Source organism: Cellulomonas terrae (assembly GCF_007990265.1).
GTDB classification, from domain to species: Bacteria; Actinomycetota; Actinomycetes; order Actinomycetales; family Cellulomonadaceae; genus Cellulomonas; species Cellulomonas terrae.
This window is the reverse complement of the sequence record NZ_BJWH01000004.1, coordinates 17,414-42,193: the sequence shown is the minus strand read 5'-3', so window position 1 is coordinate 42,193 and position 24,780 is coordinate 17,414. Positions and strand designations below refer to the sequence as shown.

The 24,780-nt window shown below is 73.9% G+C and carries 23 protein-coding genes; 6 read left to right on the top strand and 17 right to left on the bottom strand.

Going from position 1 to position 24,780, the window contains the following annotated elements:
• Window positions 1–71: 71 nt before the first annotated feature.
• The 6 genes from CTE05_RS05765 to nirB are packed head-to-tail and all read right to left on the bottom strand — an operon-like array spanning window position 72 to window position 6,950.
• Window positions 72–827 (bottom strand): alpha/beta hydrolase, encoded by a 756-nt coding sequence (locus CTE05_RS05765; protein WP_146845170.1) that lies wholly within the window; start codon window positions 825–827, stop codon window positions 72–74.
• Between the two features lie 49 nt (window positions 828–876).
• On the bottom strand, window positions 877–1,605 hold the full coding sequence (locus CTE05_RS05760) for a sirohydrochlorin chelatase (RefSeq protein WP_146845169.1): 729 nt from the start codon (window positions 1,603–1,605) through the stop codon (window positions 877–879).
• Complete coding sequence (locus CTE05_RS05755) at window positions 1,605–2,720, bottom strand: uroporphyrinogen-III synthase (RefSeq protein ID WP_146845168.1); 1,116 nt, start codon at window positions 2,718–2,720, stop codon at window positions 1,605–1,607. Before CTE05_RS05755 ends, CTE05_RS05760 begins: the two co-directional genes overlap by 1 nt.
• On the bottom strand, window positions 2,717–3,979 hold the full coding sequence (cobA, locus tag CTE05_RS05750; RefSeq protein ID WP_146845319.1) for a uroporphyrinogen-III C-methyltransferase: 1,263 nt from the start codon (window positions 3,977–3,979) through the stop codon (window positions 2,717–2,719). Before cobA ends, CTE05_RS05755 begins: the two co-directional genes overlap by 4 nt.
• Window positions 3,980–3,984: 5 nt before the next feature.
• Window positions 3,985–4,359, bottom strand: coding sequence for a nitrite reductase small subunit NirD (nirD, locus tag CTE05_RS05745; RefSeq protein WP_146845167.1), 375 nt, complete (start codon window positions 4,357–4,359; stop codon window positions 3,985–3,987).
• Complete coding sequence (gene nirB, locus CTE05_RS05740; RefSeq protein WP_146845166.1) at window positions 4,356–6,950, bottom strand: nitrite reductase large subunit NirB; 2,595 nt, start codon at window positions 6,948–6,950, stop codon at window positions 4,356–4,358. The genes nirD and nirB overlap by 4 nt, the downstream gene beginning before the upstream one ends.
• 135 nt (window positions 6,951–7,085) lie before the next feature.
• Between nirB and CTE05_RS05735 the strand changes: the two genes are divergently transcribed.
• From CTE05_RS05735 to CTE05_RS05725, 3 genes are all read left to right on the top strand, one after another.
• Window positions 7,086–7,619 carry a DUF1697 domain-containing protein gene (locus CTE05_RS05735; protein ID WP_146845165.1) on the top strand — a complete coding sequence of 178 codons (534 nt, stop codon included), beginning with the start codon at window positions 7,086–7,088 and terminating at the stop codon, window positions 7,617–7,619.
• A 14-nt stretch (window positions 7,620–7,633) separates the two neighbouring features.
• The gene (locus CTE05_RS05730) at window positions 7,634–8,080 is read left to right on the top strand and encodes an HIT family protein (protein ID WP_146845164.1); all 447 of its coding nucleotides are present in this window, start codon (window positions 7,634–7,636) and stop codon (window positions 8,078–8,080) included.
• 309 nt (window positions 8,081–8,389) lie between these two features.
• Window positions 8,390–9,916, top strand: a complete 1,527-nt coding sequence (locus CTE05_RS05725) for a molybdopterin-dependent oxidoreductase (RefSeq protein ID WP_146845163.1) — start codon at window positions 8,390–8,392, stop codon at window positions 9,914–9,916.
• A gap of 94 nt (window positions 9,917–10,010) precedes the next feature.
• On the opposite strand, the gene CTE05_RS05720 is transcribed toward CTE05_RS05725, so the two are convergent.
• From CTE05_RS05720 to CTE05_RS05690, 7 genes are all read right to left on the bottom strand, one after another.
• Entirely contained in the window at window positions 10,011–11,537 is a 1,527-nt protein-coding gene (locus tag CTE05_RS05720; RefSeq protein WP_146845162.1) for an FAD-dependent oxidoreductase, read from the bottom strand.
• Entirely contained in the window at window positions 11,534–13,702 is a 2,169-nt protein-coding gene (locus tag CTE05_RS05715) for a molybdopterin oxidoreductase family protein (protein ID WP_146845161.1), read from the bottom strand. The genes CTE05_RS05720 and CTE05_RS05715 overlap by 4 nt, the downstream gene beginning before the upstream one ends.
• Window positions 13,702–15,063 carry an MFS transporter gene (locus CTE05_RS05710; RefSeq protein WP_146845160.1) on the bottom strand — a complete coding sequence of 454 codons (1,362 nt, stop codon included), beginning with the start codon at window positions 15,061–15,063 and terminating at the stop codon, window positions 13,702–13,704. Before CTE05_RS05710 ends, CTE05_RS05715 begins: the two co-directional genes overlap by 1 nt.
• 131 nt (window positions 15,064–15,194) lie before the next feature.
• Window positions 15,195–16,253, bottom strand: a complete 1,059-nt coding sequence (locus CTE05_RS05705) for an ABC transporter ATP-binding protein (protein WP_146845159.1) — start codon at window positions 16,251–16,253, stop codon at window positions 15,195–15,197.
• Window positions 16,250–17,047, bottom strand: a complete 798-nt coding sequence (locus CTE05_RS05700; protein ID WP_146845158.1) for an ABC transporter permease — start codon at window positions 17,045–17,047, stop codon at window positions 16,250–16,252. The genes CTE05_RS05705 and CTE05_RS05700 overlap by 4 nt, the downstream gene beginning before the upstream one ends.
• Window positions 17,044–17,802, bottom strand: a complete 759-nt coding sequence (gene modA, locus CTE05_RS05695; protein ID WP_146845157.1) for a molybdate ABC transporter substrate-binding protein — start codon at window positions 17,800–17,802, stop codon at window positions 17,044–17,046. The genes CTE05_RS05700 and modA overlap by 4 nt, the downstream gene beginning before the upstream one ends.
• On the bottom strand, window positions 17,799–18,203 hold the full coding sequence (locus tag CTE05_RS05690) for a TOBE domain-containing protein (protein WP_146845156.1): 405 nt from the start codon (window positions 18,201–18,203) through the stop codon (window positions 17,799–17,801). Before CTE05_RS05690 ends, modA begins: the two co-directional genes overlap by 4 nt.
• A gap of 99 nt (window positions 18,204–18,302) precedes the next feature.
• Here CTE05_RS05690 and ppk2 point away from each other — a divergent pair, with 99 nt between their 5' ends.
• Together ppk2 and nhaA are read left to right on the top strand one after the other, a co-directional pair.
• Window positions 18,303–19,145 (top strand): polyphosphate kinase 2, encoded by an 843-nt coding sequence (ppk2, locus tag CTE05_RS05685; RefSeq protein WP_146845155.1) that lies wholly within the window; start codon window positions 18,303–18,305, stop codon window positions 19,143–19,145.
• Window positions 19,146–19,201: 56 nt separating this feature from the next.
• Entirely contained in the window at window positions 19,202–20,584 is a 1,383-nt protein-coding gene (gene nhaA, locus CTE05_RS05680) for a Na+/H+ antiporter NhaA (RefSeq protein WP_146845154.1), read from the top strand.
• Window positions 20,585–20,602: 18 nt separating this feature from the next.
• Here nhaA and CTE05_RS05675 read toward each other — a convergent pair whose 3' ends face one another.
• Window positions 20,603–20,998, bottom strand: a complete 396-nt coding sequence (locus CTE05_RS05675; RefSeq protein ID WP_246123310.1) for a DUF7144 family membrane protein — start codon at window positions 20,996–20,998, stop codon at window positions 20,603–20,605.
• A gap of 209 nt (window positions 20,999–21,207) precedes the next feature.
• Here CTE05_RS05675 and CTE05_RS05670 point away from each other — a divergent pair, with 209 nt between their 5' ends.
• Window positions 21,208–21,489 (top strand): isoamylase early set domain-containing protein, encoded by a 282-nt coding sequence (locus CTE05_RS05670; protein WP_146845153.1) that lies wholly within the window; start codon window positions 21,208–21,210, stop codon window positions 21,487–21,489.
• A 226-nt stretch (window positions 21,490–21,715) separates the two neighbouring features.
• Here CTE05_RS05670 and CTE05_RS20165 read toward each other — a convergent pair whose 3' ends face one another.
• Genes CTE05_RS20165 through CTE05_RS05650 form a run of 3 tightly spaced genes read right to left on the bottom strand, consistent with a single transcriptional unit; the run spans window position 21,716 to window position 24,766 of the window.
• The gene (locus CTE05_RS20165) at window positions 21,716–23,446 is read right to left on the bottom strand and encodes a threonine/serine exporter family protein (protein ID WP_186814752.1); all 1,731 of its coding nucleotides are present in this window, start codon (window positions 23,444–23,446) and stop codon (window positions 21,716–21,718) included.
• Window positions 23,447–23,480: 34 nt separating this feature from the next.
• A complete protein-coding gene (locus CTE05_RS05655) occupies window positions 23,481–24,269 on the bottom strand; it encodes an SDR family NAD(P)-dependent oxidoreductase (protein WP_146845152.1) in 789 nt (262 codons plus the stop codon).
• Window positions 24,266–24,766: a DsbA family protein gene (locus CTE05_RS05650; protein WP_146845151.1), complete on the bottom strand. Its 501-nt coding sequence runs from the start codon at window positions 24,764–24,766 to the stop codon at window positions 24,266–24,268. Before CTE05_RS05650 ends, CTE05_RS05655 begins: the two co-directional genes overlap by 4 nt.
• Window positions 24,767–24,780: the final 14 nt, after the last annotated feature.

Sequence of the window (24,780 nt, the reverse complement as noted above, 5' to 3'; positions counted from 1 at the left end):
GCCGGCGGGTCACCCCTGGGTGGCCCGCCGGCGGTGCGCCTGGCCTCGTCGGTCGCTCCGGCATCGGCCCGTCAGCCACCGAAGCCGACGGCGAGCTGCTGGTCGATCGCGTCCTGCACCTGCTGCCGGTGCTCGGAGTCGAGGAGCGCGACGCCGTGCGCGGAGCCGCTGAGCTCCAGGAACGTGCTCGGGTCGTCGGCGCGTGAGACGTCCCGGGAGGAGTCGACGCCGACGCTCGAGTCGTCGGTCGAGGCGATCACGAGCAGCGGACCGGTGTAGCGGCTCGACTCGGACTGCGCGTCCTGGCCGTCGAAGACCGCGGGCGGCCCGAGCGCGACCACCGAGACCGCGTCGACGTCGTCGGCGAACGCGGCCGCGTACGCGCCGCCCTTGGAGGCGCCGACGAGAGCGACGTCCGTGGCGCCGAGGCTGCGCAGCACGTCGACCGCACCGATGAACGACGACGCACCGTCGGCCGCCCAGCCGAACGAGGCGACGAGGTAGCCCTCCCCCGCCAGCCGCCCGAGCTCGTCCGCCCACTGGCACGCGTCGCCCTGGTTCTGCGGGGCCAGGAGGACGCCCTTGGTCCCGGACCCGGTGAACGACACGAGCGTCGGGTCGTCCTGCGGCCCGGTGGTGACCGTGGCGGTGCCCTCGGGCAGGCAGGGCGGGGTCTCCGCGGGGGTGAGGGAGGCGGAGATGCCGGCGGGCGCGGGCTGCGAGGAGGTCGGCTCCGGTGCGGTGTCGTCGGTGCCCCCGGAGGACGTGCACGCGGCGAGGGAGAGGACGGCGAGGGCGGGGAGCAGGAGACGCGCGGCGCTGGGCATCCCCCGTTCCTAGAGGTACGGAACGGTTCGGGGCAACCCGCGTCTCACGTCAGGTGGCGGCGTCGTACCGGTCGAGGACGATGTGCACGAGGCGCTCGTCCGGCGCCAGAGGGGCGGCGACCACGTCGGCCCCCGCCTCCCGCACGCGGTCGTAGAAGTACCCGGGCGCGAGCAGGTACGAGGCGACGACGACCCGGCCTCCGGGCGGCGCGTCGGCGCGGGCCGCGGCGACCGCTGCGGGGACGCGCGGCTCGGCGCCGGCCCCGTAGCCGATGGTCACGGGCTGCTCGAGCCGGTCGGCCAGCCCGGCCGCGACGGACTCGACGGCGAGCGCGGCCGCCGGGTCGGTGGAGCCGGCGGCTGCGAGCACGACCGAGTCGTCGGGGCCGAGGCCGGCGGTCTCCAGGCGGTCCACGAGGATGTCGACCAGGCGCGGGTCGGGGCCGAGGGGTGCGGCGGCCGTCGCACCGGGCTGGTCGACGGCGGCGGCGATGTCGACCTTGACGTGGAAGCCGACGGACAGCAGCAGCGGCACGACGACGGCGCCCGACGCGTCGCTGTCGAGGGCGTGCGAGACGACGTCCGCGACCTCCGGCTCCTGGACGTCCACGAACGCCTCGCGCACGTCGAGGTGGGGGCGGTACGCGGCGATGCCCGTGAGGATCGAGCGGACGGCAGCACGACCGTCGGCGTCGTCGGTGCCGTGGGAGCACCCGACGAGCACAGGGCCGTCGAGGTCTCCGGGGGTCGTGCCGCGGGCGTGCAGGGCGTTCGTCATCAGACCTCCTCCAGCTGGAGACGGTAGCCCCTCTTGACCACCGTGCGGATCAGCTGGCGGCTCCCCGTCGCGTCACGCAGGCGCGCGATGGCCACCTCGGCGGCGTGCGGGTCCTGCGAGTCGCCCGGCAGCGCGGCCAGCACCTGGTCGCGCGGCACCACGGCCCCTCCTGCCGCGGCCAGCAGCCGGAGGACCTCCAGTCCCGTCGGCGTGAGGGCGAGCACGTGGCCGTCGAGCACCGCGGTCCCGCGGTGCACCTGCAGCGGGCCTGCCACGGTCTGCAACGCCTGGAGCCCGCCGTAGTGACCGACGAGCGACCGGACCAGCGCACCCAGACGTCCCCGTTCGGGCACGAGCGGTGCGATGCCCCGGTCGAGCAGCGGCCTGGCCGTGATGGGTCCGACGGCCGCCATCACGACGCTGCCGCGCTGTGCGAGCATCACGATGTCGTCAGTGACACCCTCCTCGTCGGCCGCCTCGAGCCAGGCGTGCGCGCCGGGCGCCGACGTGAAGACGACCGCGTCGATCTCCCCGGCGGCGACCGCGCGTACCGAGGCCGTCACGACGGCCGGGTCCGGGGGCGGACCCCACCGGTAGACGACGAGGCTGCGCACCCGCGCACCGGCGGCGGCGAACGCCTCGTCGAGACCGTCCGCGCCCGCGCCGTGGTGCTGGACCGCGATGTCCCGACCGGCGACCCCCTCGTCGAGGAGCACCTCTGCGATCTCGGCGCTGGTCTCGGACTCCGCGACCCAGTCGGCGGTGAGCCCGGCGGCCTGGATCGCGCCGCGCGCCTTGGGTCCGCGCGCGACGATCCGGGTGCCCTTGAGCATCTGCACGAGGGGCTCGTCCAGCCCGGCCGCGTCCGCCGCCTCGATCCAGCCGCGGAACCCGATGCCGGTGGTCACCACGACGGTGTCCGGCGGGTGGGCCAGCAGCGACCGGGTGCCCTCGAGCAGCCGGGCGTCGTCCGTGTGAGGAACCATGCTCAGGGCCGGGGCGTGCCGGACGGCGGCACCTCGGCGACCCAGTGCGGCGGCGAGCTCGGCCGACCGGCGGTCGGCGGTGATGAGCACGACGAGTCCCGCGAGGGTCTGGTCGATGGGTTCGCTCACGTGGCCATTGTGACGGCCGCGGGGGCCGATGCGTCCGGTGACGCGGTCGTGTGAGCGGCGTCACCATGGTCCGGTTCCAGCAGCCCCGCGGCGGCCACGGCGCCCAGGACGATGACGGCGGGGGCCTTCACGCCGGCGGCCGCGGCGACGTCGACGACGTCGTCCAGGCGAGCCCGGGTGACGCGCTGGCCGGGCAGCGTCCCCTCCTCGACCAGGGCGACCGGCGTCGCCGGGTCGGCGCCGGCGTCGAGCGCCTGGGTGGCCAGCGTCGCCAGCGCGCTCACGCCCATGAGGACGACGACCGTGCACGACCCGTCGCGCAGGCCCGTCAGGGCGGCCGACGACCAGCCGTCGTGCCCGTTCATGACGTGCACGGCGCCCACCGTGCCGCGGTGCGTGAGCGGGATGCCGGCGGCGGCGGGTGCGGCGAACGCGCTGCTCACCCCGGGGATGACCTCGACGGGCACGTCCGCCTCCCGGCAGGCGAGCACCTCCTCGCCACCCCGGCCGTAGACGAACGGGTCCCCGCCCTTGAGCCGGACCACGACCCGGCCACGCTGGGCCTGCTCGACGAGGATGCGGCCGATCTCGTGCTGCGGCACCGGGTGGTGGCCCGGTGTCTTGCCGACGTCGATGACCTCGACGCCCGGTGCCAGCTCGTCGAGCACGGCGACCGGTCCGAGGCGGTCCGTGACCACGACGTCCGCCTCGGCGAGCGCGCGACGGCCCGCCAGCGTGAGGAGCCCGACGTCTCCCGGTCCGCCCCCGACGAGCACGACGCGGCCCGGGTGGTCGCGGCGGTGGCGCAGGTCCACGCGTCCCTCGCGCAGCTGGGACGCGAACGCGTCGCGGACGGCGATCGTGCGCCGCGGGTCGGCCGCGCCCGCCGAGACCACGCCGACCAGGACGTCGCCCTGCTGGGTCGTCGCGGGCGTGCGGGCCGAGCCGGCGGTGCCGGACCCGGCGTCGACGCAGAACGTCTGGCGCTCGTCGGCCCAGGCGAGCACGGCGGCGTCCGTCGACCGGTCCCCCGTGGCGGTGTGCACGAGCCACGCACCGTCGAGGTCGGGCTCCTGCACCTCGCGGGCGCGCCACTCGATCAGGCCCCAGCGGTGCAGGTCGAGGAGCACCTCGCACAGCTGCGGCGCGACGACCACGACGCGTGCGGCGTCGGCGAGCAGCGACTGCACGCGACGCGCGGCGACCGGTCCACCGCCGACCACGAGCACCCGGCGCCCGGTGAGCTGCAGGCCGAGCATCGTGGTCACGAGCCCACCTCCACGATCCCGTCGCGCACCCGGACCGGCCAGGTCCGCAGGTCGGTCGGCAGGTCCCGTGCCGGTGTCTTCCCGGCGACGTCCAGACAGCGGCCCGTCGTCAGGTCGAAGACCTGCTTGTACATCGGGGAGGCCACCGTCGGCACCTCGACGTCGTCGACCTTCCGGGAGCCGACGATGCCGCGGGAGATCACGTACGCGTCGCTGAACGGGTCGTGCTGCTGGACGGCGAGCACGCGACCGTCGAGGAGGCGGAAGAGCGCGACCTGGTCGGCCCCGAGCAGGGCGGCCGCTCCCCGTTCGGGGGCGAGGTCGTCGATCCGGCAGACCGTGGTCCACACGAGCGTCTCCAGCGCGGTCATGAGCGCACCTCCAGTCGGGCTCCGGCGACGAGGACGGGTTCGTGGTGGGGCGTCGGGCGGGCGTCGCCCCGCTCGTCCGCCGTGGCCGGGCGGGACTGGCCGCGCTCGGGGACGTACGCGAGCGAGGGGTCCGGCGTGTCGGGGGCGTTGACGAAGGACGCGAACCGGCGGAGCTTCTCCGGGTCCTCCAGCGTCGCGCGCCACTCGTCCTCGTACTCGACGACGTGCTGGGCCATCTGCTCGTCGAGGTCCGCCGCGATCCCCAGCGAGTCCTCCAGGACGACCGCGCGGACACCGTCGAGGCCGCCCTCGACGTCGTCGATCCACGGCGCCGTGCGCTGCAGCCGGTCCGCGGTGCGCACGTAGTAGAGGAGGAAGCGGTCGATGGTGCGGACGAGGGTCTCGGTGTCCAGGTCCTCCGCCAGCAGCTGCGCGTGCCGCGGGGTGAAGCCGCCGTTGCCGCCGACGTACACGTTCCAGCCCTTGTCGGTCGCGATGACGCCGACGTCCTTGCCGCGGGCCTCCGCGCACTCGCGCGCACAACCCGAGACGCCGAGCTTGATCTTGTGCGGCGAGCGCAGCCCGCGGTACCGCAGCTCGAGCATGACCGCGAGCGCCACCGAGTCCTGCACGCCGAACCGGCACCACGTGGAGCCGACGCAGGACTTCACGGTGCGCAGCGACTTGCCGTACGCGTGGCCGGACTCGAACCCGGCGTCGACCAGGCGCTGCCAGATGAGGGGCAGCTGGTCGATGCGGGCGCCGAACATGTCGATCCGCTGGCCGCCCGTGATCTTCGTGTACAGGCCGAAGTCCTTGGCCACCTCGCCGATGGCGATGAGTCCCTCGGGGGTCACCTCGCCGCCCGCGATGCGCGGGACGACCGAGTAGGAGCCGTCCTTCTGCAGGTTCGCCATGACGTGGTCGTTGGTGTCCTGCAGCGTGGCCCGCTCGCCCTCGAGCACGTGCGCCGGCGACGTCGTCGCCAGGATGGACGCGACCGTCGGCCGGCAGATGTCGCAGCCTCGCCCTTCCGCGCGGGTGCCGAACCGCTCGATGACCTGCGTGAACGACGAGACGCCACTGACCCGGACGGCGTCGTAGAGCTGCGCACGGGACAGGGCGAAGTGCTCGCACAGCGCGGTGCTGACCTCGATGCCCTGCGCCGTGAGCTCGGTGGTGACCAGCTTCTTGACCAGCGGGAGGCACGAGCCGCAGCTGGTGCCCGCCTTGGTGCACGCCTTGACCGCACCCAGGTCCGTGCAGCCGTGCTCGGTGACGGCACCGCGGATGGTGCCCGCCGAGACGTTGTTGCACGAGCAGACGGCGGCGTCGTCGGGCAGCTCCAGCTCGGGCGCTCCTGCCCCGCCGCCCTCGGGCAGCAGGAACGCGGCCGGGTCCCCGGGCAGCTCGCGCCCGAGCATCGGCCGCAGGCTCGAGTACGCGCTCGCGTCGCCGACGAGGACGCCGCCGAGCAGGGTGCGCGCGTCGTCGGACATGACGAGCTTCTTGTAGACGCCGCCCACCGGGTCGGCCCACACGATCTCGAGGGCGCCGGGCGTCTGCCCGAAGGCGTCGCCGAAGCTCGCGACGTCGACGCCGGAGAGCTTGAGCTTGGTCGCGGTGTCGGCACCCGGGAAGGACGAGGTGCCACCGAGCAGCCGGTCCGCGGCGATCTCCGCCATCGCGTAGCCGGGGGCGACGAGCCCGATGGTCGCGCCCTGGATGCACGCGACCTCGCCGACCGCCGAGACGTCCGGGTCGCTGGTCAGGCACGTGTCGTCGACGACGACCCCGCCGCGCTCGCCGATCGCGAGGCCGGACGCGCGGCCCAGCTCGTCGCGCGGCCGGATCCCCGCCGCGATGACGACGACGTCCGCGTCGACCCGCCCACCGTCGGCCAGGTCCAGGCGACCGACGCCACCGCGCCGGTGCGCCCGGATCTTCGTGGTCATCGCATTGAGGCGGACACCGACGCCCAGCTGGTTGATGAGCCGCCGCAGCGCCTCACCACCGCCGAGGTCCACCTGCGTCGACATGAGGTGCGTGCCCACCTGCAGGACGGTCGTGCGGGCACCCATCGCCTGGAGCGCACCCGCGGCCTCCAGACCGAGCAGACCGCCACCGAGCACCGCCCCCTTCACGACCCGGTCCTCCGAGAGCTTCTCGACGTAGCCGCGCAGCTCCGCGACGTCGTCGACCGTCCGGTAGACGAACACGCCCGGCAGGTCCGTGCCCTCGATCGGCGGGACCCAGGCCGACGAGCCCGTCGCCAGGACGAGGTGGTCGTAGTGCTCCGTGCGGCCGTGCGCCGTGGTGACCGTCTTCGCGTCGCGGTCGAGGTGCGTCACGGCGTCGTCGCGGACCAGGGTGACCAGCGGGTCGGACCACAGCTCCGGGTCGCCGAGCGCCAGGTCGTCGGCGTCGCGGCCGGAGAAGTAGCTCGTGAGCGCGACGCGGTCGTACGGGCGGCGCGGCTCCTCCGCCAGGACGGTGATGCGCCAGGTGCCGGCGGTGTCGCGGTCACGCAACGCCTCGACCAGCCGCTGCGCGACCATGCCGCCGCCGACGACGACGAGGTGCTGGTTCATGGGGGTGCTCCGTCGGGCTGGGGGGTGGGGCACGTCCCACGGTAGGAACCGGTTGTTTCCCCGATGGCGTCGCTCCGTTACCTGGGAGGAACCTTTCCCGCACACGACGTGGGTGCCCGGTGTGAGAGTGAGGGCATGAGCCCCGTCATCGCCCTCCTGCGTGCCGTCAACGTCGGTGGCCGCACGGTGAGGTCCGCCCAGCTCCGCGCGGTCGCGGAAGGCCTCGGCCACACGCAGGTCACGACGTACGTGAACAGCGGGAACATCGTCCTGGTGCCCTCCGGACCGATGTCCGCCGTGGGACCCGGGCTGGCCGGGGCGCTCGTCGCGGAGCTCGGTTTCGACGTGCCGGTGATCACCCGGTCCCTGGCGCAGTGGGACGCCGTCGTGGAGCGGCTCCCCTACCCCGACGAGGCGTCCTCGGACCCGTCCCACCTGGTCCTGTACTGCTGGGACGGAGCGCCCGCGGTCGGCGACCTCGACCCGGCACCGTACGGTCGCGAGTCGGTCGCGTTCGCCGGGCACGAGACCTACGTCTACTACCCCGACGGCATCGGCCGGTCCAAGCTGACCCTCCCGGTGCTCGAGAAGGCGGCCGGCCGGTCCGGGACCGCCCGCAACTGGAACACCGTGCTCGCCCTGCAGCGCCTCGCCCGGGAGCGCGCCTGACTAGCGTGGACGCCATGAGCACCCTGTTCACCAAGATCATCGCCGGGGACATCCCCGGCCGGTTCGTGTGGGCCGACGACGTCGCCGTCGCGTTCGGCACCATCGCCCCCATCACCGACGGACACATGCTCGTGGTCCCCCGCGCCGAGATCGTGCAGCTCACCGAGGCTCCCGACGACGTGCTCGCGCACCTGATGGTCGTCGCGAGGACGATCGGGCAGGCGCAGCAGCGGGCCTGGTCCGCACCGCGCGCCGCGCTGCTCGTCGCCGGGTTCGAGGTGGACCACCTGCACCTGCACGTCCTGCCCGCCTGGGGCGAGGCCGAGCTGTCGTTCCGCAACGCCCGCACCGACGTGCCGGCCGCGGAGCTGGACGCGGCAGCGTCCCGGGTGCGTGAGGCGCTGGTCGCCCAGGGCGACGGTGCCCACGTCCCGGCGACGATGACCAGCCCCGCCCTCTGACGCAGCCGCGACGTCCGCACGTTCGAGCGTCCCGACGACCGGAGGTGCGGACGTCCCGCGTGCCTGGGGCGCGCATCGACCCGTCCGTGCGACCTCCGACACCGCACCTTCGGTGTCGACGTCCGTGAGCGCTGGAGCGACCAGGTGCTCGGACGCTGACGCATCCCACCGCGGGACGTCCGAGGAAGTGAGCGTCGGGGCGACCACACGCTCGGACGTCGTGGGGGGCGTCGGGGGTGCGGGTGGCGACATCGCGGATGATGCAGGGCAGAGTCGGGTCACACGGTTCATCGAGGAGGCACGCAGCAGATGGCTGGACGTCAGGACACCGGGCTCGCGGCGCTCGCGGGGGTCGCTGCGGGTGCCGTGACCCTCGGCGTGGCGTCACTCGTCGCGCTGCTCACCGGACCGACCACCGACCCGCTCGTCGCGGTCGGCGGAGCGTTCGTCGACGCGACCCCCGCGTGGCTCAAGGACTTCGCCGCGTCCACGTTCGGTACCGCGGACAAGGTGGTGCTCGGGATCGGCGAGGTGGTCGTGGTGCTCGCGCTCGCCGCGCTCGCCGGAGTCCTCGCGGCGCGGCGCTGGGCGTGGGGCGCGACGCTCGTGGTCGTGCTGGGCGCGGTCGCCGGGCTGGCCGCGATGGGTCGTCCGGACGCGGGGACGCTCGCCGCGGTGCCGGCAGTCGCCGGCGCGATCGCGGGCCTGCTGACGCTGCGCGAGCTGATCCGTCGGCTACCGGGAGCGCCCGCACGGCCGCGTCCCGAGGGCGTCCAGCGGCGCGCGTTCCTGCAGGTCACGGCCGCGGCGGGAGCCCTCGGGGTCGTCGGCGTCCTCGTCGGCCGCGCCGTCGGGGCGACCGCGCGTGGCGCCCAGACCGCGCGGGCCGCGATCCGGATCCCCCGCCCGGCCGTCACCGCGCCCCCGGTCCCCGCCGGTGTGCAGGTCGACGTCGACGGTGTCGTGCCCTGGCAGACGCCGGCCGACGAGTTCTACCGGATCGACACCGCCCTCGTGGTCCCGCAGGTCGACCCGGAGACGTGGACCCTGCGCGTGCACGGCATGGTCGCCGAGGAGGTCACGCTCACCTGGGACGAGCTGCTGGGCAGCGACCTCGTCGAGGCGTGGGTGACGCTCGCGTGCGTCTCCAACCCCGTGGGGGGCGACCTCATCGGCAACCAGAAGTGGCTCGGCCTGCCCCTCGCGGACCTCCTCGCGCGGGCGCGGCCGACGGACGACGCCGACATGGTGCTCTCCCGCAGCGTCGACGGGTTCACGGCGTCGACGCCGCTGGCCGCGCTGACGGACGGCCGGGACGCGCTCCTGGCCATCGCGATGGACGGCGAGCCGCTGCCCGTCGAGCACGGGTTCCCCGTGCGCATGGTCGTGCCGGGGCTGTACGGGTACGTGTCGGCGACGAAGTGGGTCACCGAACTCAAGCTCACCCGGTTCGCCGACGAGACGGCGTACTGGACCGACCGCGGCTGGTCGCCGCAGGGGCCGATCAAGACCCAGTCCCGCATCGAGGTGCCGAGACCCGGCGCGTCGGTCCCCGCCGGCCCGGTCGTCGTGGCGGGGACCGCCTGGGCGCAGCACCGCGGCGTCACCGGCGTGCAGGTGCGCGTCGAGCAGGGCAGCTGGAGCGACGCCACGCTGGCCGACGACGGCGGCATCGACTCGTGGCGGCAGTGGTCGTGGACGTGGGACGCCGAGCCGGGCGAGTACCAGCTCTACGTCCGCGCGTCCGACCCGCAGGGCTACCAGACGGGCGCCCGCGCCGACGTCATCCCGGACGGCGCGACGGGCTACGACACGGTCCGCGTCAGGGTGACCTGATCGACGGGTCCGACACGGTCAGCCCGTCGTCGATCACGCCCTGAGACACACGTGACCGCCCCAGCAGGGTCACCTCGGCCGTGTCCCGTCGGCGTCAGCGGGCCGTGACCGGGGTCGGGTCGTCGGCGGTGTCGGTCGCGGGCCGCGCCGGCGCCGGCTGGTCCGGGTCGGAGCGGCGGAGCCAGTCGACGATGCCGCAGACGGCGTCCTTGCAGCCGCCGCAGCCGGTGGTCGCGCGCGTCGACGCCGCCACGTCCTCGACCGACCGCGCACCGTGCCGCCAGCAGCCCACGATGTCGCCCTTGGTGACCCCGTTGCACCGGCACACGACCGCGCGGTCGGGCATCATCGTCGGGCTCGCTGCGGGGACAGCCGTCCCGGCGACGGGCCGGACCAGCAGCTGGGCGGGGTCGGTGGGTGCGGGGGTGCCGCGCGTGTAGGCCGCGACGAGGTCGGCGGCGACCGGACCGGCGCCCACGCAGGTGGCACCGATGACACGACCGTCCGCGACGACGACCTCGATGTGCCGGCCGCCCTCGGGGTCGCTCAGCCGCACGCGGCGACCGCCGGTCAGCGGCCCGCAGACCCCCATCGCGACGACGTCGAGCCCGACGCCCTTGACCTTGACGACGTCGGTCCCGGCGGTCGGCAGGGGGACGTCGTCGCGCGCCGCGGACGGTTCGGTGAGCAGGGTCGCGAGGCGTCGCGCCTGGTCCCAGCCCTGGGCGATGAGTCCGGAACCGCCCTCGGGAGGTTCGGCGCAGTCGCCGATGGCGAAGACGCGCGCGTCGGCCGGCGAGGCCAGGTCGGTCCCGACGACGATGCCGCGCGCCACGTCCAGCCCGGCCCGCTGCGCGAGCCCGACCTCCGGGACCGTCCCGGCGGTGAGCACCAGCAGGTCCGCGGCCAGGACCTCGCCACCCTCGAGGCGCACCCCGGTGACGCGTCCGCCACTGACGACCGCCTCCTCGGTGCGGGCGCCCACACGGACCGAGATCCCGAGCGACGTGAGCCGGGCCGTGGCCGCCGCCGCCGCGGGCCCGTCGAGCTGGCGGTCCATGAGGTTGGTGCCGCCGTGCACCACCGTCACGGGAACCCCGCGGTGCGCGAGACCGCACGCCACCTCGAGCCCGAGCACGCCGCCGCCGACGACGACCGCGCGGTGGGCGTTCACCGTGGCGGCGACGATCTCGCGCGCGTCGTCGAGGGTGCGCAGCGCGTGCGCACCGGCGGGCAGGTCGTCGTCGACGCGCCGCCCGAACAGCTCCGGGATCCGCGCCCGCGCCCCAGTGGCCAGCACGAGGACGTCGTACCGGTGCCGCTCGCCGGCGTGGTCGTGCACGACGCCCGCGTGGCGGTCGATCGTGACCGCCTGCGTCCCGGGCAGCACGGTGCTGGAGGTCCGGTGGGCGGTGCGCGGCAGCGTGATCGACGCGACGTCGAGCTTCCCGGCGACGACCTCGGACAGCAGGACCCGGTTGTAGGGCTCGTACTCCTCGGCGCCGAGCACCGTCGTGCGGAAGCGGCCACCCGGGTCGCGCTGGTGCAGGTCGTCGACGAACCGCGCGCCGACCATGCCGTGACCGACCACGACCACCCGGACCTGGTTGCCCACACTCATGCAAGGACCTCTTCCGCGAACAGCAAGGACTGGTCCTCGAGCACCTCGACGGGACCGTGCCAGCGCTGGACGTCGACGGCGCAGACCTTGAACTCGGGCATCCCGGAGATCGGGTCCGTGGCGTCGGTGGTGAGCCGGTTGGCACTGCCGGTGCCTGCCCAGTGGAACGGCATGAACACCGTGTCGGGCCGCAGCGCGTCGGTCAGCCGGGCCCTCACGACGCCCCGGCCGCGTTCGGTGTCGAGCTGCACCAGGTCGCCCTCGTCGATGCCGAGCCGGTCCGCGAGCAGCGGGTGGAGCTCGACGAACGGCGTGGGCGCGCTGCGCACGAGCTCGGGCACGCGACGGGTCTGGGCGCCGGACTGGTAGTGCGCGAGGACGCGGCCGGTGATCAGGAACAGGGGCGCGTCCCGGCGCAGGTCGTCGGACGGGCCGCGGTGGTCCACCGGGACCAGGCGGGCGCGACCGTCGGGCGTCCAGAAGCGGTCGAGGAACATCCGCGGGGTGCCGGGGTGCGGCGTCGGACCGGCGGGGACCGGCCAGAACAGGTCCGGCTCGGCGTCCAGGCGCGCGTGGCTCAGGCCGCTGTAGTCGGCCCGGCCGCCCGCCGACGCTCGCGCGAGCTCGTCGAACACCACGGCCGGCGACGTGTCGAATCGGACCGTCGACCCTAGCCGCGCGGCGAGGTCGGCGAGGATCTCGAGCTCGCTGCGCACGCCGGGCGGCGGCGGCAGGGCGCGGCGACGGCGGATGACGCGGCCCTCGAGCGACGTCATCGTGCCCTCCTCCTCCGCCCACTGCGTCACGGGCAGGACGACGTCGGCCAGCAGGGCCGTCTCCGACGGCAGGAAGTCGCACACCACCAGCAGGTCGAGCGACGCCAGCCGTTCCCGGACGCGGTCGGCGTCCGGAGCGCTGACCAGCACGTTCGAGCCGTGCACCAGGAGTGCCTTCGGTCCGCCGGGCGTCCCCAGCGAGCGCAGCAGCTCGATCGCGGGCAGCCCGGTCCGCGGCAGGTCGGCGGGGTCGACGCCCCACACGTCCGCGACGTGCGCGCGTGCGGCGTCGTCCTCGATGGAGCGGTAGCCGGGGAGCTGGTCGGCCTTCTGGCCGTGCTCGCGACCACCCTGCCCGTTGCCCTGCCCGGTGATCGCGCCGTAGCCGGAGCCGACCCGGCCGGGCAGGCCGAGCAGGAGCGCGAGGTTGATCGCCGCGGTGACGGTGTCGGTGCCCTGCGTGCTCTGCTCCACGCCGCGGCCGGTGAGGATGTACGCGCCGGAGCCGCCGCGCGACGGCGAGGCGTTGGCCAGCAGGAATGCCGCGCGTCGCAGCGTCGCGACCGGGACGCCGGTCACCTGCTCCGTCCGCTCCGGCCACCAGAGCGCCACGGAGCGACGGATGTCGTCCAGACCCGTGGTCCGCTCGTCGAGGTAGGCGACGTCGGCGAACCCCTCCGCGAGCACGATGTGCGCGAGACCGAGCAGGAGCGCGAGGTCGGTACCGGGGACCGGCTGCACGTGCAGCCCGCCGTCGTCGGCGGTGAGGTCCGCGGTCGCCGAGCGGCGGGGGTCGACGACGATCAGGCCGCCGGTCGCCCGCACCCCGGCGAGGTGCTGGACGGACGGCGGCATCGTCTCGGCGAGGTTCGAGCCGAGCAGCAGGACCGCCTGCGCGCCCCCGAGGTCGGTCAGCGGGAACGGCAGCCCACGGTCGAGACCGAGGGTCCGGTTGGCGCCGGCGGCGGCGCTCGCCATGCAGAACCGGCCGTTGTAGTCGATGTTCGGCGTCGCCAGCACGGTCCGGGCGAACTTGCCCAGCGCGTACGCCTTCTCGTTCGTGAGCCCGCCACCGCCGAACACGGCGACCGACTCCGGCCCGTGCGACGCCCGCAGAGCGGCCAGCCGCGTGGCGACGAACGACAGCGCCGTGTCCCACGAGACGGGCTCACCGTGCAGGAGCGGCGTGGTGAGCCGGTCGGTCGCGCGCAGGAGGGTCGGCGACGTCCACCCCTTCTGGCACATGCCGCCCTTGTTCGTCGGGAAGTCCCGGCCCGCGGCGGTGACGGCCCCCTCGTCCGAGTTGCGGAGCGTCTGCGCGCACTGCAGCGCACAGTAGGGGCAGTGCGTGGCTGCACCCTCCGTCGTCACCGCCGCGAGCCGGGTCATCAGATGACCGTCGAGCCGTAGGTGCCGCTGCGGCGCTGGTAGACGGCCCACGTGGTCAGGCTCATCACCAGGTACAGGCCCACGATCACCCAGAGGGCGGCCTGGATGTTGCCCGTCGCCGTCGTGGAGATGGCGAACCCGCGCGGGATGAGGAAGCCGCCGAACGCTCCGATGGCACCGGCGATGCCGAGGCAGCCGGCTGCGGCCTTCGCGCGCCGGGCGCGGTCCTCGTCGTCCGTCGCCCCGAACCGGAAGACGGCGGGGATCATCCGGTAGACCGAGCCGTTGCCCGCACCGGTGGCGATGAAGAGCACCAGGAACGAGACGAGGAACGGCCAGAACGCGTGGGCGCGCAGGGAGAAGATCGCGCAGACGACACCGATCGCCATGACCGTGAACGCCCCGATGGTGACGCGGGCGCCACCCAGCTTGTCCGCGAGCATCCCGCCGAACGGTCGGGCGATGGAACCGACGAGCGCGCCGGCGAACGCGATCGTGATCGTGACCTCGGGGAACGTGTTCGCCAGCAGCAGCGGGAACGCCCCGGAGAAGCCGATGAACGAGCCGAAGGTGCCGATGTAGATGAACGAGATGATCCAGGTGTTCCGGGACCGGGCGGCGACGGCGTAGGCGCGCGGGTCCGCCTTCGCGTTCGACAGGTTGTCCATGGAGCGCCACGCCAGGACCGCCGCGATCAGGATGAGCGGCACGAACATGAAGCCGGCCCACTGGAGCTGCATCCCGGCGCCGACGACGACGACGATCGGCACGGCCCACTGCACCGCGGCGGTGCCGAGGTTGCCACCCGCCGCGTTCAGGCCGAGCGCGCGTCCCTTCTCCTTCTCGGGGTAGAAGAACGAGATGTTCGCCATCGACGAGGCGAAGTTGCCCCCGCCGACTCCGGCGAGCGCGGCGACCACGAGCAGGACCGGGAAACCGAGCTCCGGGTTCTGCACGGCCACGCCCAGAGCGACGGTCGGGACGAGGAGCAGCAGCGCGGACACGATGGTCCAGTTGCGGCCACCGAAGATCGGCACCGCGAAGGTGTACGGGATCCGCAGGGTGGCACCGACGAGCGTGGGCAGCGCGATCAGCCAGAACATCTGGTCGACGGTCAGGACGAAGCCGGCGTCGGGCAGCCGCGGGACGACGATGCTCCACAGCGCCCAGACGGCGAACCCGAGGAACTCGGCGAAGATCGACAGGCCCAGGTTGCGGCGGGCGATGACCCGGCCGACAGAGGCCCACTGGCCCTCGTCCTCCGGGTTCCAGCCGTCGATCCAGCGTCCGGGACGGCGGGTGAGCGGCGCAGCGTCGAGGACGGGGGCAGTGCTGGCGTCGGTGATGACCTGTGGCGCCATGGGGACCTCCGGGAGGGCGGGGGGGTGCTGGGTCGACGCCGACGTTAGGCAGCGGATGTTTCGGCGGAGCTGTCCGAACGGTTGCGTGCACGGTTCATTTCGCGCACCGGCCGTGGCGCGGCCCTGTGAGATCAGGGCAGCGGACGGACCCTGACCTGCCCGGACGGGACGCTCAGGCGGAGCTCGGCACCCACGCGCAGCGCGAGGGCCGCAGCCTGCGCGGGCGGGAGGTCGACGAGCACGTCGCCGCTGGTCCGGACGCGCACGCCCGTGGTGCCGGGCTCGAGGTCGATCACGCGTGCCGGCCAGCCGTCGCCGACGACGACCGCGCCCGGCGGGAACGTCACCTGCGCCCGGCCACCGGCGTCCTGGGCGCCGCACGGGACCAGGACCCCGTCCGGACCGGCCAGCGCGGTCGTCCCGTCGGGCTGGGCCACGAGGCGTCCGACGACGAGGTTCACCCCCGCGAGCGCGGCGGTGAACGGGTGCAGGGGGTCGGTGAGCACGTCGAGCGGGCGCCCCTGCTCCACGACCTGTCCGTCGTGCAGCACGACCACCCGGTCGGCGAGGGTCACGGCGTCGAGCACGTCGTGGGTGACCAGGACGGTGGCGGTGCGGGTCCGGCGGACCTGCTCGCGGACCACGTCCCGCAGCTCGGCGGCCGTGCGCACGTCCAGCTGCGCGAACGGCTCGTCCAGCAGCAGGACCGTGGGCTCGGCGGCGAGCGCCCGGGCGAGCGCGACCCGTTGGCGCTGCCCACCGGACAGCGCGTCGGGTCGCCGATCGGACAGCCCGTCCAGGCCGACCGCCGTCAGCCACGCGTCCGCCACCCGTCGCGCCTCGGCGGCGGGCACCCCGGCCGCGCGCGGACCGAACGCCACGTTCTGCCGGGCGCTCAGGTGCGGGAACACCAGCGGGTCCTGCCCGAGCAGCCCGACCGACCGGCGTTCGGGGCGGACGTCCGTCTCCACCCGGTCCTCGCGGACCGCGGTCAGCGTCCGCTCCCCCACCCGCACCACGCCGTAGGACGGCAGGAGGTGCCCGGCGAGCACCGCGAGCAGGGTGGACTTGCCCGCGCCGTTGGGTCCGAGGATGGCGACGATCTCCCCGGGGTGGGCCGCGAACGTCACGTCGAGCGTGAAGTCGGACCCCGTGCGGTGGACGACGACCTCCGCGTGCAGCGAGGTCATGCCGGGCGTCCCGGCCGCCAGGCGCGCGCTGCGAGCAGCACCGCGACGGCGGTGACCACGAGCAGCAGCGACAGGGCGACCGCGGTCCCCTGGGTCACCCCCGCGCCGTTGAAGGCCGAGTAGATGGCCAGCGGCATCGTCTGGGTGACGCCCGGGGAGTTGCCGGCGAACAGGGCGGTCGCACCGAACTCCCCGAGGGCCCGTGCGAAGCACAGGACCGTCCCGCTGATCAGGCCGGGTCGGACGAGCGGCAGCGTGATCCGCCGCAGGACCGTCCAGCGTCCGGCGCCGAGGCTGGCGGCGACCACGTCGAACCGGGTGCCCGCCGTACGCAGCGACCCCTCGACGCTCAGGACGAGGAACGGCATCGCGACGAACGCCTGCGCGATGACGACCGCCGCCGTGGTGAACGGGATCGTGATGCCGAACCAGGCGTCGAGCGACTCGCCGACGAGACCGCGCCGACCCAGCAGGTAGAGGAGCGCGATGCCGCCGACCGTCGGGGGCAGGACGAGCGGCAGCGTGACCAGGGCGCGCAGCACGTCGGCGGGCCAGCCGTCGGCGCGCGCGAGGACGACGGCGAGCGGCACCCCGAGCACCAGGCAGACACCGGTCGCGAGCACCGACGTCGACAGCGACAGCCGCAGCGCGTCGAGCGCCGCGGGCGTCGTGATGTCCGCCGGCAGCGTCGACCAGTCCGCACGGAGCACCAGGGCGACGACCGGCAGGACCAGGAGCCCGGCCGCCAACGCCGCGGGCGGCCACAGGAGACGCGGGACGCCGGTCGGCCTCACGGGGCGGTGAACCCCAGGTCCGTCAGGAGCCGCTGCCCCTCGGCGGAGAGCACGAGGTCCACGAACGCCCGCGCCACCGCGGTGTCCTCGAGCACCACGACCGGGTACTCGTTGACGGCCGTGGCTGCCTCCGGGAACTCCACGCCCTCGACCGTGGCGCCCGCCGCGAGCACGTCGGTCCAGTACACCAGCCCCGCGTCGGCGTCCCCGGTCTGCACCTTGGTGAGCACGGCCTTGACGTTCTGCTCCTCGCTGACCGGGCTCAGGGTGAGCCCGTCGAGGACCGCCCCGGCGGCGGACCCGCAGGGAACCTGCGCCGCGCAGAGCACGACCTTGCCGCCGGACGTCGACAGCGTCGCGAGGTCGGCGAGCGAGTCGATCCCCAGCGGGTTGCCCGGTGCGACGACGATCTCGAGCGTGTTCGTCGTGAACACCGTCGGGGTGCCGTCGGCGAGGCCCGCGTCCGTCACCGTGCCCATGGTCTCGAGGTCCGCCGCGGCGAAGACGTCGGCCGTCGCCCCGCCGACCAGCTGGGTGGCCAGCGTGGCGGACCCGTCGTAGGTCGTCGGGTGCACCGTGACGCCCGGGTGCTGCGCCGAGAACTCCGCGCCGAGCGCGTCGAACGCACCCTGGAGCGAGGCCGCGGCGAACACCGTCAGCTCACCGGCGAGACCCTCGGCCGGCGGCGGGGCGGCCGTGCAGCCGGCGAGCGCGAGGACCGCGGCGGCACCTCCGGCGACCGCGCGGACCCTCATCGCTGGGCCCGCGGCGTCTCGACCAGGACCGTGGTGGCCTTGACGACGGCGACGGCACGCGAGCCGACCTCGAGCCCGAGCTCACGGACGGCCTCCGTGGACATGAGCGACACCAGCCGGAACGGTCCGGCCTGGAGCTCGACCTGCGACATCACCGTGTCCGACAGGATCCCCGTGACCAGGCCGGGCAGCCGGTTGCGCGCGGAGCTGGAGCCCGCGGCGGGGTCGTCGGGGGTCCGCGCGCGCTCGACGGCCAACGCTGCCAGGTCGGTTCCCGCGATCACGCTCCTGCCCGCGTCGTCGTCGGAGGCGGCCAGGACCCCCGAGTCCACCCACCGGCGCACGGTGTCGTCGCTCACGCCCAGGAGCTCGGCTGCCTCGCTGATCCGATAAGTCGTCACACAGGCGACAATAGTGCCGCAGACGCGGTGCAACGAGCGTGTGCGATCCGCGGATGCGGATGTCGGGCGGCGCACCGATCCGGGCGGTAGCGTCCGGGCATGGCGACGAAGTCCGGCAAGAAGCTCAAGAAGAAGATCCCCAACGACGTCTACGACGCGGAGCTGTCCCGCCTCCAGGCCGAGCTGGTGCGCGTGCAGCTGTGGGCCAAGGAGACCGGTGCGCGGGTGGTCGTGATCTTCGAGGGCCGCGACGCGGCCGGCAAGGGCGGCACGATCAAGCGGATCGCCGAGTACCTCAGCCCCCGCATCGTGCGCATCGCGGCGCTGCCGACGCCGACGGAGCGCGAGAAGGGGCAGTGGTACTACCAGCGCTACGTCGCCCAGCTGCCCACGGCCGGCGAGATCGTCCTGTTCGACCGCTCCTGGTACAACCGCGCGGGCGTCGAGAAGGTCATGGGCTTCTGCACCGACGAGGAGTACGACCGGTTCATGCGCCAGACCCCGGCCTTCGAGCAGATGCTCATCGAGGACGGGATCCTGCTGCGCAAGTACTGGTTCTCCGTGTCGGACAAGGAGCAGCTCAAGAGGTTCCGGTCCCGCCTGAACGACCCGCTGCGGCAGTGGAAGCTGAGCCCGATGGACCTGGAGTCGATCAGCCGCTGGGAGGACTACTCGAAGGCGAAGGACGACATGATGGTCCACACCGACACCGCGGGCAGCCCGTGGTTCGTCGTCGAGTCGGACGTCAAGAAGCACGCGCGGCTCAACATGATCAGCCACCTGCTCTCCACCCTCCCGTACGTGGACGTGCCCCACGAGAAGGTCACGCTCCCGGACCGGCCGGCCGCGAGCACCGGGTACCAGCGTCCCTCCCGCGACCGGTCGACGTACGTCCCCAACCACGTGGCGAAGCTGCTCGGGGACCCGGAGGAGTACATCTGACGTCCCCTGGCGGACGGGCGTTGCACGACGGTCGATCACCTGCGACCTTGAGCGGCATGTCGGCCACGTCCACCAGCCCCGGACCCAACCTGCGGGTGTCACTGCCCGGCCTGCAGCCCTCCGTCAAGAACTTCCTCACCAACGAGGCCGGCAGCGCCGTCTACCTGCTGGCCGCCACGGTCGTCGCCCTGGTCTGGGTCAACTCGCCGTTCGCGGACTCGTACGAGGCGCTCTGGCACACGACGGCGGGGTTCCACATCGGGACGTGGGGCATCGACCTCGACCTGCACCACTGGGTCAACGACGCGGCGATGGCGATCTTCTTCACCGTCGTCGGCCTCGAGATCAGCCGCGAGGCCACCACGGGAGACCTGCGCGACAAGCGGACGGTCGCGGTCCCCGCGCTCGGCGCCCTCGGCGGCCTGCTGGTCCCCGTGCTGATCTTCCTGGCGTTCAACGGCGGGACCGACGCCGCGCACGGGTGGGGTGTCGTGATGTCGACGGACACCGCGTTCCTCGTGGGGATCCTCGCCCTGTTCGGCCCCAAGTGCCCCGACCGGCTGCGGCTGTTCCTGCTCACCCTCGCGATCGTCGACGACATCGGCGCGATCACCGTGATGTCGATCTTCTACACCGACGAGGTCGACATGGCCGCGCTCGCCCTCGCGGCGGGGATCGTCGCCGGGATCCTCATGCTGCGGTGGCTCAAGGTGTGGCAGCTCGCGCCGTACGTGGTCGCGGGGATCGCCCTGTGGTTCGCCGTGCAGGCCTCCGGCGTGCACGCGACGCTCGCGGGCGTGATCGTCGGTCTGCTCGTCCCGGCCCGCCCGGCGTCCCGGGAGACGATCGAGGAGGTCGCGGGGTACGGCCGCAAGCTGATCGCCGACGCGACCGCCGAGCGCGAGCACCTCGCCGAGCTGGCCGCGCGTGCGGCGGTCCCGACGAACGACCGGCTGCAGCGCCTGCTGCACCCGTGGAGCGCGTTCGTCGTCGTGCCCCTGTTCGGCCTCGCCAACGCCGGGATCCAGCTGGACCTCGAGTCCCTGCAGGCGGCTGCGCAGTCGCGCCTGGCCATCGGCGTCGCGGTCGCCCTCGTGCTCGGCAACGCGATCGGCATCACCGGCGCCGCCACGCTGGCGCTGCGGCTCGGCCTCGGAGAGCTGCCCGGGCGCGTGCGCTGGGGGCACCTGCTCGGCGGAGCCGTCCTCGCCGGCATCGGGTTCACGATCTCCCTGTTCATCGCCGAGCTCGCGTTCGACGACCCGCAGCACCTGGAGAACGCCAAGATCGGCATCCTCGCCGGGTCCCTCACCGCGGCCGTGCTCGGCTCGGTCCTGCTGCGCTGGCTCGGCGAGAAGCTGCCGCTGTGCTCCCCGCTCAGCGACGCGCCCCCACCCCTGCCCCCGCTGCCCTGGCGGGCGCCGGTCGGCGACGGGTGAGGGCGCGTCGGTGTCGGCTCACTCCGCGACGATGTCCCGCCCGTGCAGCGTCAGCGCCCAGATCACGAAGACGTCGAGCGCGATGATGACGACCGCCCAGACCGGGTAGTAGGGCAGCCAGACGAAGTTGAGGATGAGGCTGAGGCTCGCCACGATCACACCGACGGTCCGTGCCCACACGGCGCCGCTGAGCACGAAGAAGCCGGCCACGGCCACGAGCAGGCCGACGAGGATGTGGATCCAGCCCCACGTCGTCACGTCGAACTCGAACACCCACTCGGCGCCGACCACGTAGAAGGTGTCGTTGATGACGGCCACCAGCCCTTGGAGGGCGTGCAGGACGCCGATGACGATGAGCATCGTCGCCGCGAAGACGGTCATGCCGACGGCAAGGCTGCTGCGTTGTTCAGTCACGATCGGGTTCCTTCCGACGAGGTGAGCGGAGCACAGCGCGTTCACCTGGATCTTTGCGGACGAACCGGGCGCAGGACCAGCACCGCCGCGCGTTCGGGCAGACGCACCGGACCGTCACGTCGTGATCACGTCGCCGTAGCCCGCCCGGAACATGGGTGCGCCACGATGCCCGGTGTCTCACCCGTTCGAGGGAAAGTGTGGCCCCGCCCGTGCTCAAGAAGTCCCGCTCCGCCTCCTCCGCCACCTGCACGCTCACGTTCTTCCTGCCGACGACCGCGCTCGACGGAACGGTCAGCGTCGTCGGCTCCTTCAACGACTGGACGCCCGGGCTGCACCCGCTGCGTCGACGCTCCAACGGGACGGCGAGCACGTCGGTGACCGTGCCGGTGGGCGAGACCGTCCGGTTCCGCTACCTCGGCGAGCAGGGCCGCTGGTTCGACGACGCCGACGCGGACGAGATCACCGCCGACGGGTCGGTCGTGCACGCCTGAGCCTCAGGGAGCGATGACGAGCGAGACCATGACCTCGTCGGCCAGGGTGAAGCGGCAGTCGAGCACGACGACGCCACCGGGGAAGTCGCCCTCCAGACGGTGGGTCACCACGGTCGCGGGCCGGTGCGCGAGACGTACCTCGTCGGTGCCCGCGACACACCTGACCCACACCGGTGGCGCACGGAGATCGGCTGGCCCGTGTTCCGGCTCGACCAGGGTCGCGCCCCTAGAACCGCGTGACCGCCAGGCCCGCGCGGCGCCCGACCGCCGAGCCGAGCGCGATGCCCGCGAGCACACCGAGCGAGATCGCGACCATCGTCGTCCCGGCGGTGACGACCGTGCCGAGCGCCTGCGCCTCGTCGCCGAGGATCGAGGTCACGCCCACCAGGCCGAGCGCACCGGGCACCAGGAGCCAGAACCCCGGCAGGAACCCGACGAGCGCGGGCGGTCCGGTCGGGCGGGTCGCAGCGAACATCGCGACCGGGGTCATCAGCAGCGCGCCGATGAACGCCGAGAACACCCCGCCGAAGAACAGCCCGCCCACCACCTGGCCGGCGTACGCCACGACGAGGACGAGGAGGATCCACGGCAGCGCCGGACGGCGGGCGCAGTTGTGGAACACGACGCCCGTGCCGTAGACGAGCACCCCGATCCACGGCCCCGCCCAGCCCAGCGGCTGGACCGCCGCGGAGCCGACCTCGGACGCGGGGACGCCGACGAGGGCGGCGGCGCCGACGATGCCGAGGGCGAGCAGGACGAGCTGCATCACGCCCGCGGCCAGCCGCGCCGACCCCGCGATCATCTGCCGGGTGGCCAGGTCGATCGCCGCGGTGGTGAGCAGCGCGCCCGGCAGGAACGTGACCAGCGGTGCGACCAGCGGCGCGAGCATCCCGACGTCGATCCCGGTGCGCGACAGCAAGAACACCGCGGCGGACACCACGAACGCGCAGCTGAGCACCACGAGCGCCTGGTATGCGGCGGGCAACCGCACCGTGGCGACCTGCAGGCACGCGATCGCGGCTCCGAGCACGGCGGCGACGAGCACGTCGACCAGCCCCCCGCCCAGGATCATCGCCAGGCCCGCGGAGACGCCGACGTAGCCGAGGACGCGGGCCGGGCCGCCGTACAGCGGGGGCGCGGCGACGGCCGTCTCGATCCGCTGCGCGCCCTCGACGGCACCGACCCGGCCGGCCTCGGCGTCGTCGGCGACGCCCAGCACGTCCTGCACCTGGTGCAGGCGGAGCTGCCGCCAGCCCGCCGACGACGCCGCCGTCTGGGTCGTCGTCCGGCCCGGCACCGACACGAGCAGCGCGGTGGGCAGCGCGATCACCTCGACGTCCGCGGCCCCGTTGATCGCCGCGACCCGTTCGAGCGTCCGGGTCACCTGGACCACGGGAGCGCTGGAGTCGATCATCGCCTCGCCCAGCACCATGAGGAACCGGACGGTCTCCGTGCTGCGCGCGGTGTCGGCCGGGACGTCCCCCGGCATCGCGACGGCGTGCCGGTCGTCCAGGATGCCGATCTCGGTCGTCGACGCGGCGGGCTCGAGCGCCGACGCCGCGACCACCCCCGTCGGCCGCGCTCCGCGGGTGCGCCGGAGGGCGAGGACCAGCGCGGTCGCCGCGACCACCAGCACGAGCAGGGCGGTGACGACCGCACCGAGCGGGATCGTAGACGTCGCGGCCGCGGGCTCGCGCGTCCACGGCACATGCACGACGACCGTCTCCGTGGGCACCGGCTCCGGCGACGGCGGCTCCTGCGTGACCGTCACGGTCGGCACGGGCTCCGCCGGCGTCGTCTCCGTCGGGGCGACGGGCGTCTCGGGTGCGGGTGTGGTCGGTGCGTCCGTCGGGGTCGGGGTCGGGGTCGGCTCCGGGGGTGTCTCGGTGGGCGCGGGGGTCACCTCGACCCCGGTCGACCCGGGGTCGGGAGCCACCGCCACCGCGACCCCGGTCATCGTGCGACGACGAGCTGGTGGCGGGTCGGTCCCATCAGGCGACCGGGTCCTCGTCGCCGTACGCGGAGAGCCGCAGGGTGCGGGCGTCGGTGGCGAGGATCTGGGGCAGGGCAGCGAGCAGGGACTCCACCGTGTCCGTCCCCGCGCGCACGAACCGGCCCGAGAGCGCGTCGAGCTCCCCGTCGCCGAACGCCCGGACCAGCTCGGCGACGGCCTCGACGGGCGTCCACTCGGTCCTGCCGTCGTGCATGGCCATCGACGTCGTCATCGCCGTCTCGACGTGCCCGGGGGCCAGGTCGAGCACGCGGATCCCCTGGTCGCGGTACTGCGTGTGCAGCTGGGTGGTGAACCGGGCGAGCGCGCCCTTGCTCATCGCGTAGCCCGTGTACGCGGTCATCGCGCGGTGCCCCGCACCGGAGTTCATGTTCAGCACCCGGCCGTCACCCCGTGCGAGCATCCCGGGCAGCACGGCATGGGTGACGAGCAGCGGACCGCGCACGTTCGCCTCGATCACGCGCCACGAGTCCTCGACGTCGTCCTCGACGAACGGCACCTCGGCGCGCTCGATGACGCCGGCGTTGTTCACCAGGAGCCCGATCCCGCCGAGCTCCTCCTCCACGCGGGCGACGGCGTCGAGCACCGCGGTGGCGTCCACGAGGTCGGCGGCAGCGACGCACACGTCGCGACCGATCTCCTCGGCGACGGAGTCGAGGTGCGCCCGGGTCCGGCCCACCAGGCCGACCGCGTACCCCGCCTGCGCCAGCCCGAGCGCGATCCCGCGCCCGATCCCCCGCCCGGCCCCGGTCACCAGGGCGGTCCTCACGCGACCACCGCCACGGCCTCGCGCAGCCGCTCCAGCGTGGGCTTGCCGTGGAACCGGACCCCGTCGACGAAGAGTGTCGGCGTCCCCCGCACGCCCAGCTCGATGCCCGCGGTGTAGTCGTCGGAGATCCCGGGCGCGTACCCCTGGGCCCCGTCCCCGGCGACCTCGTCGGGGTCGAGCCCGAGGGCCAGCGCGGCCGCCCGCAGGTCCTGGTCCGCCAACCGGTCCTGGTGGCTCAGCAGCTCGTCGTGCATCTCCCAGAACTTCCCGTGCGCCCCGGCCGCCTCCGCGGCCAGCGCTGCCGCGAGCGCGTAGGGGTGCACCTCGAAGAGCGGGAAGTGCCGCCAGACCAGCCGGACCCGCCCGTCGGACGTGTCGACCAGCTCGCGCAGCACCGGTGCCGTCGCGCGGCAGTACGGGCACTCGAGGTCACCGAACTCCAGCACGGTGACGGGAGCGTCGGGCCGGCCGTAGACGTGCCGCTCAGGATCGGTCATGCGTCGAGGATGCC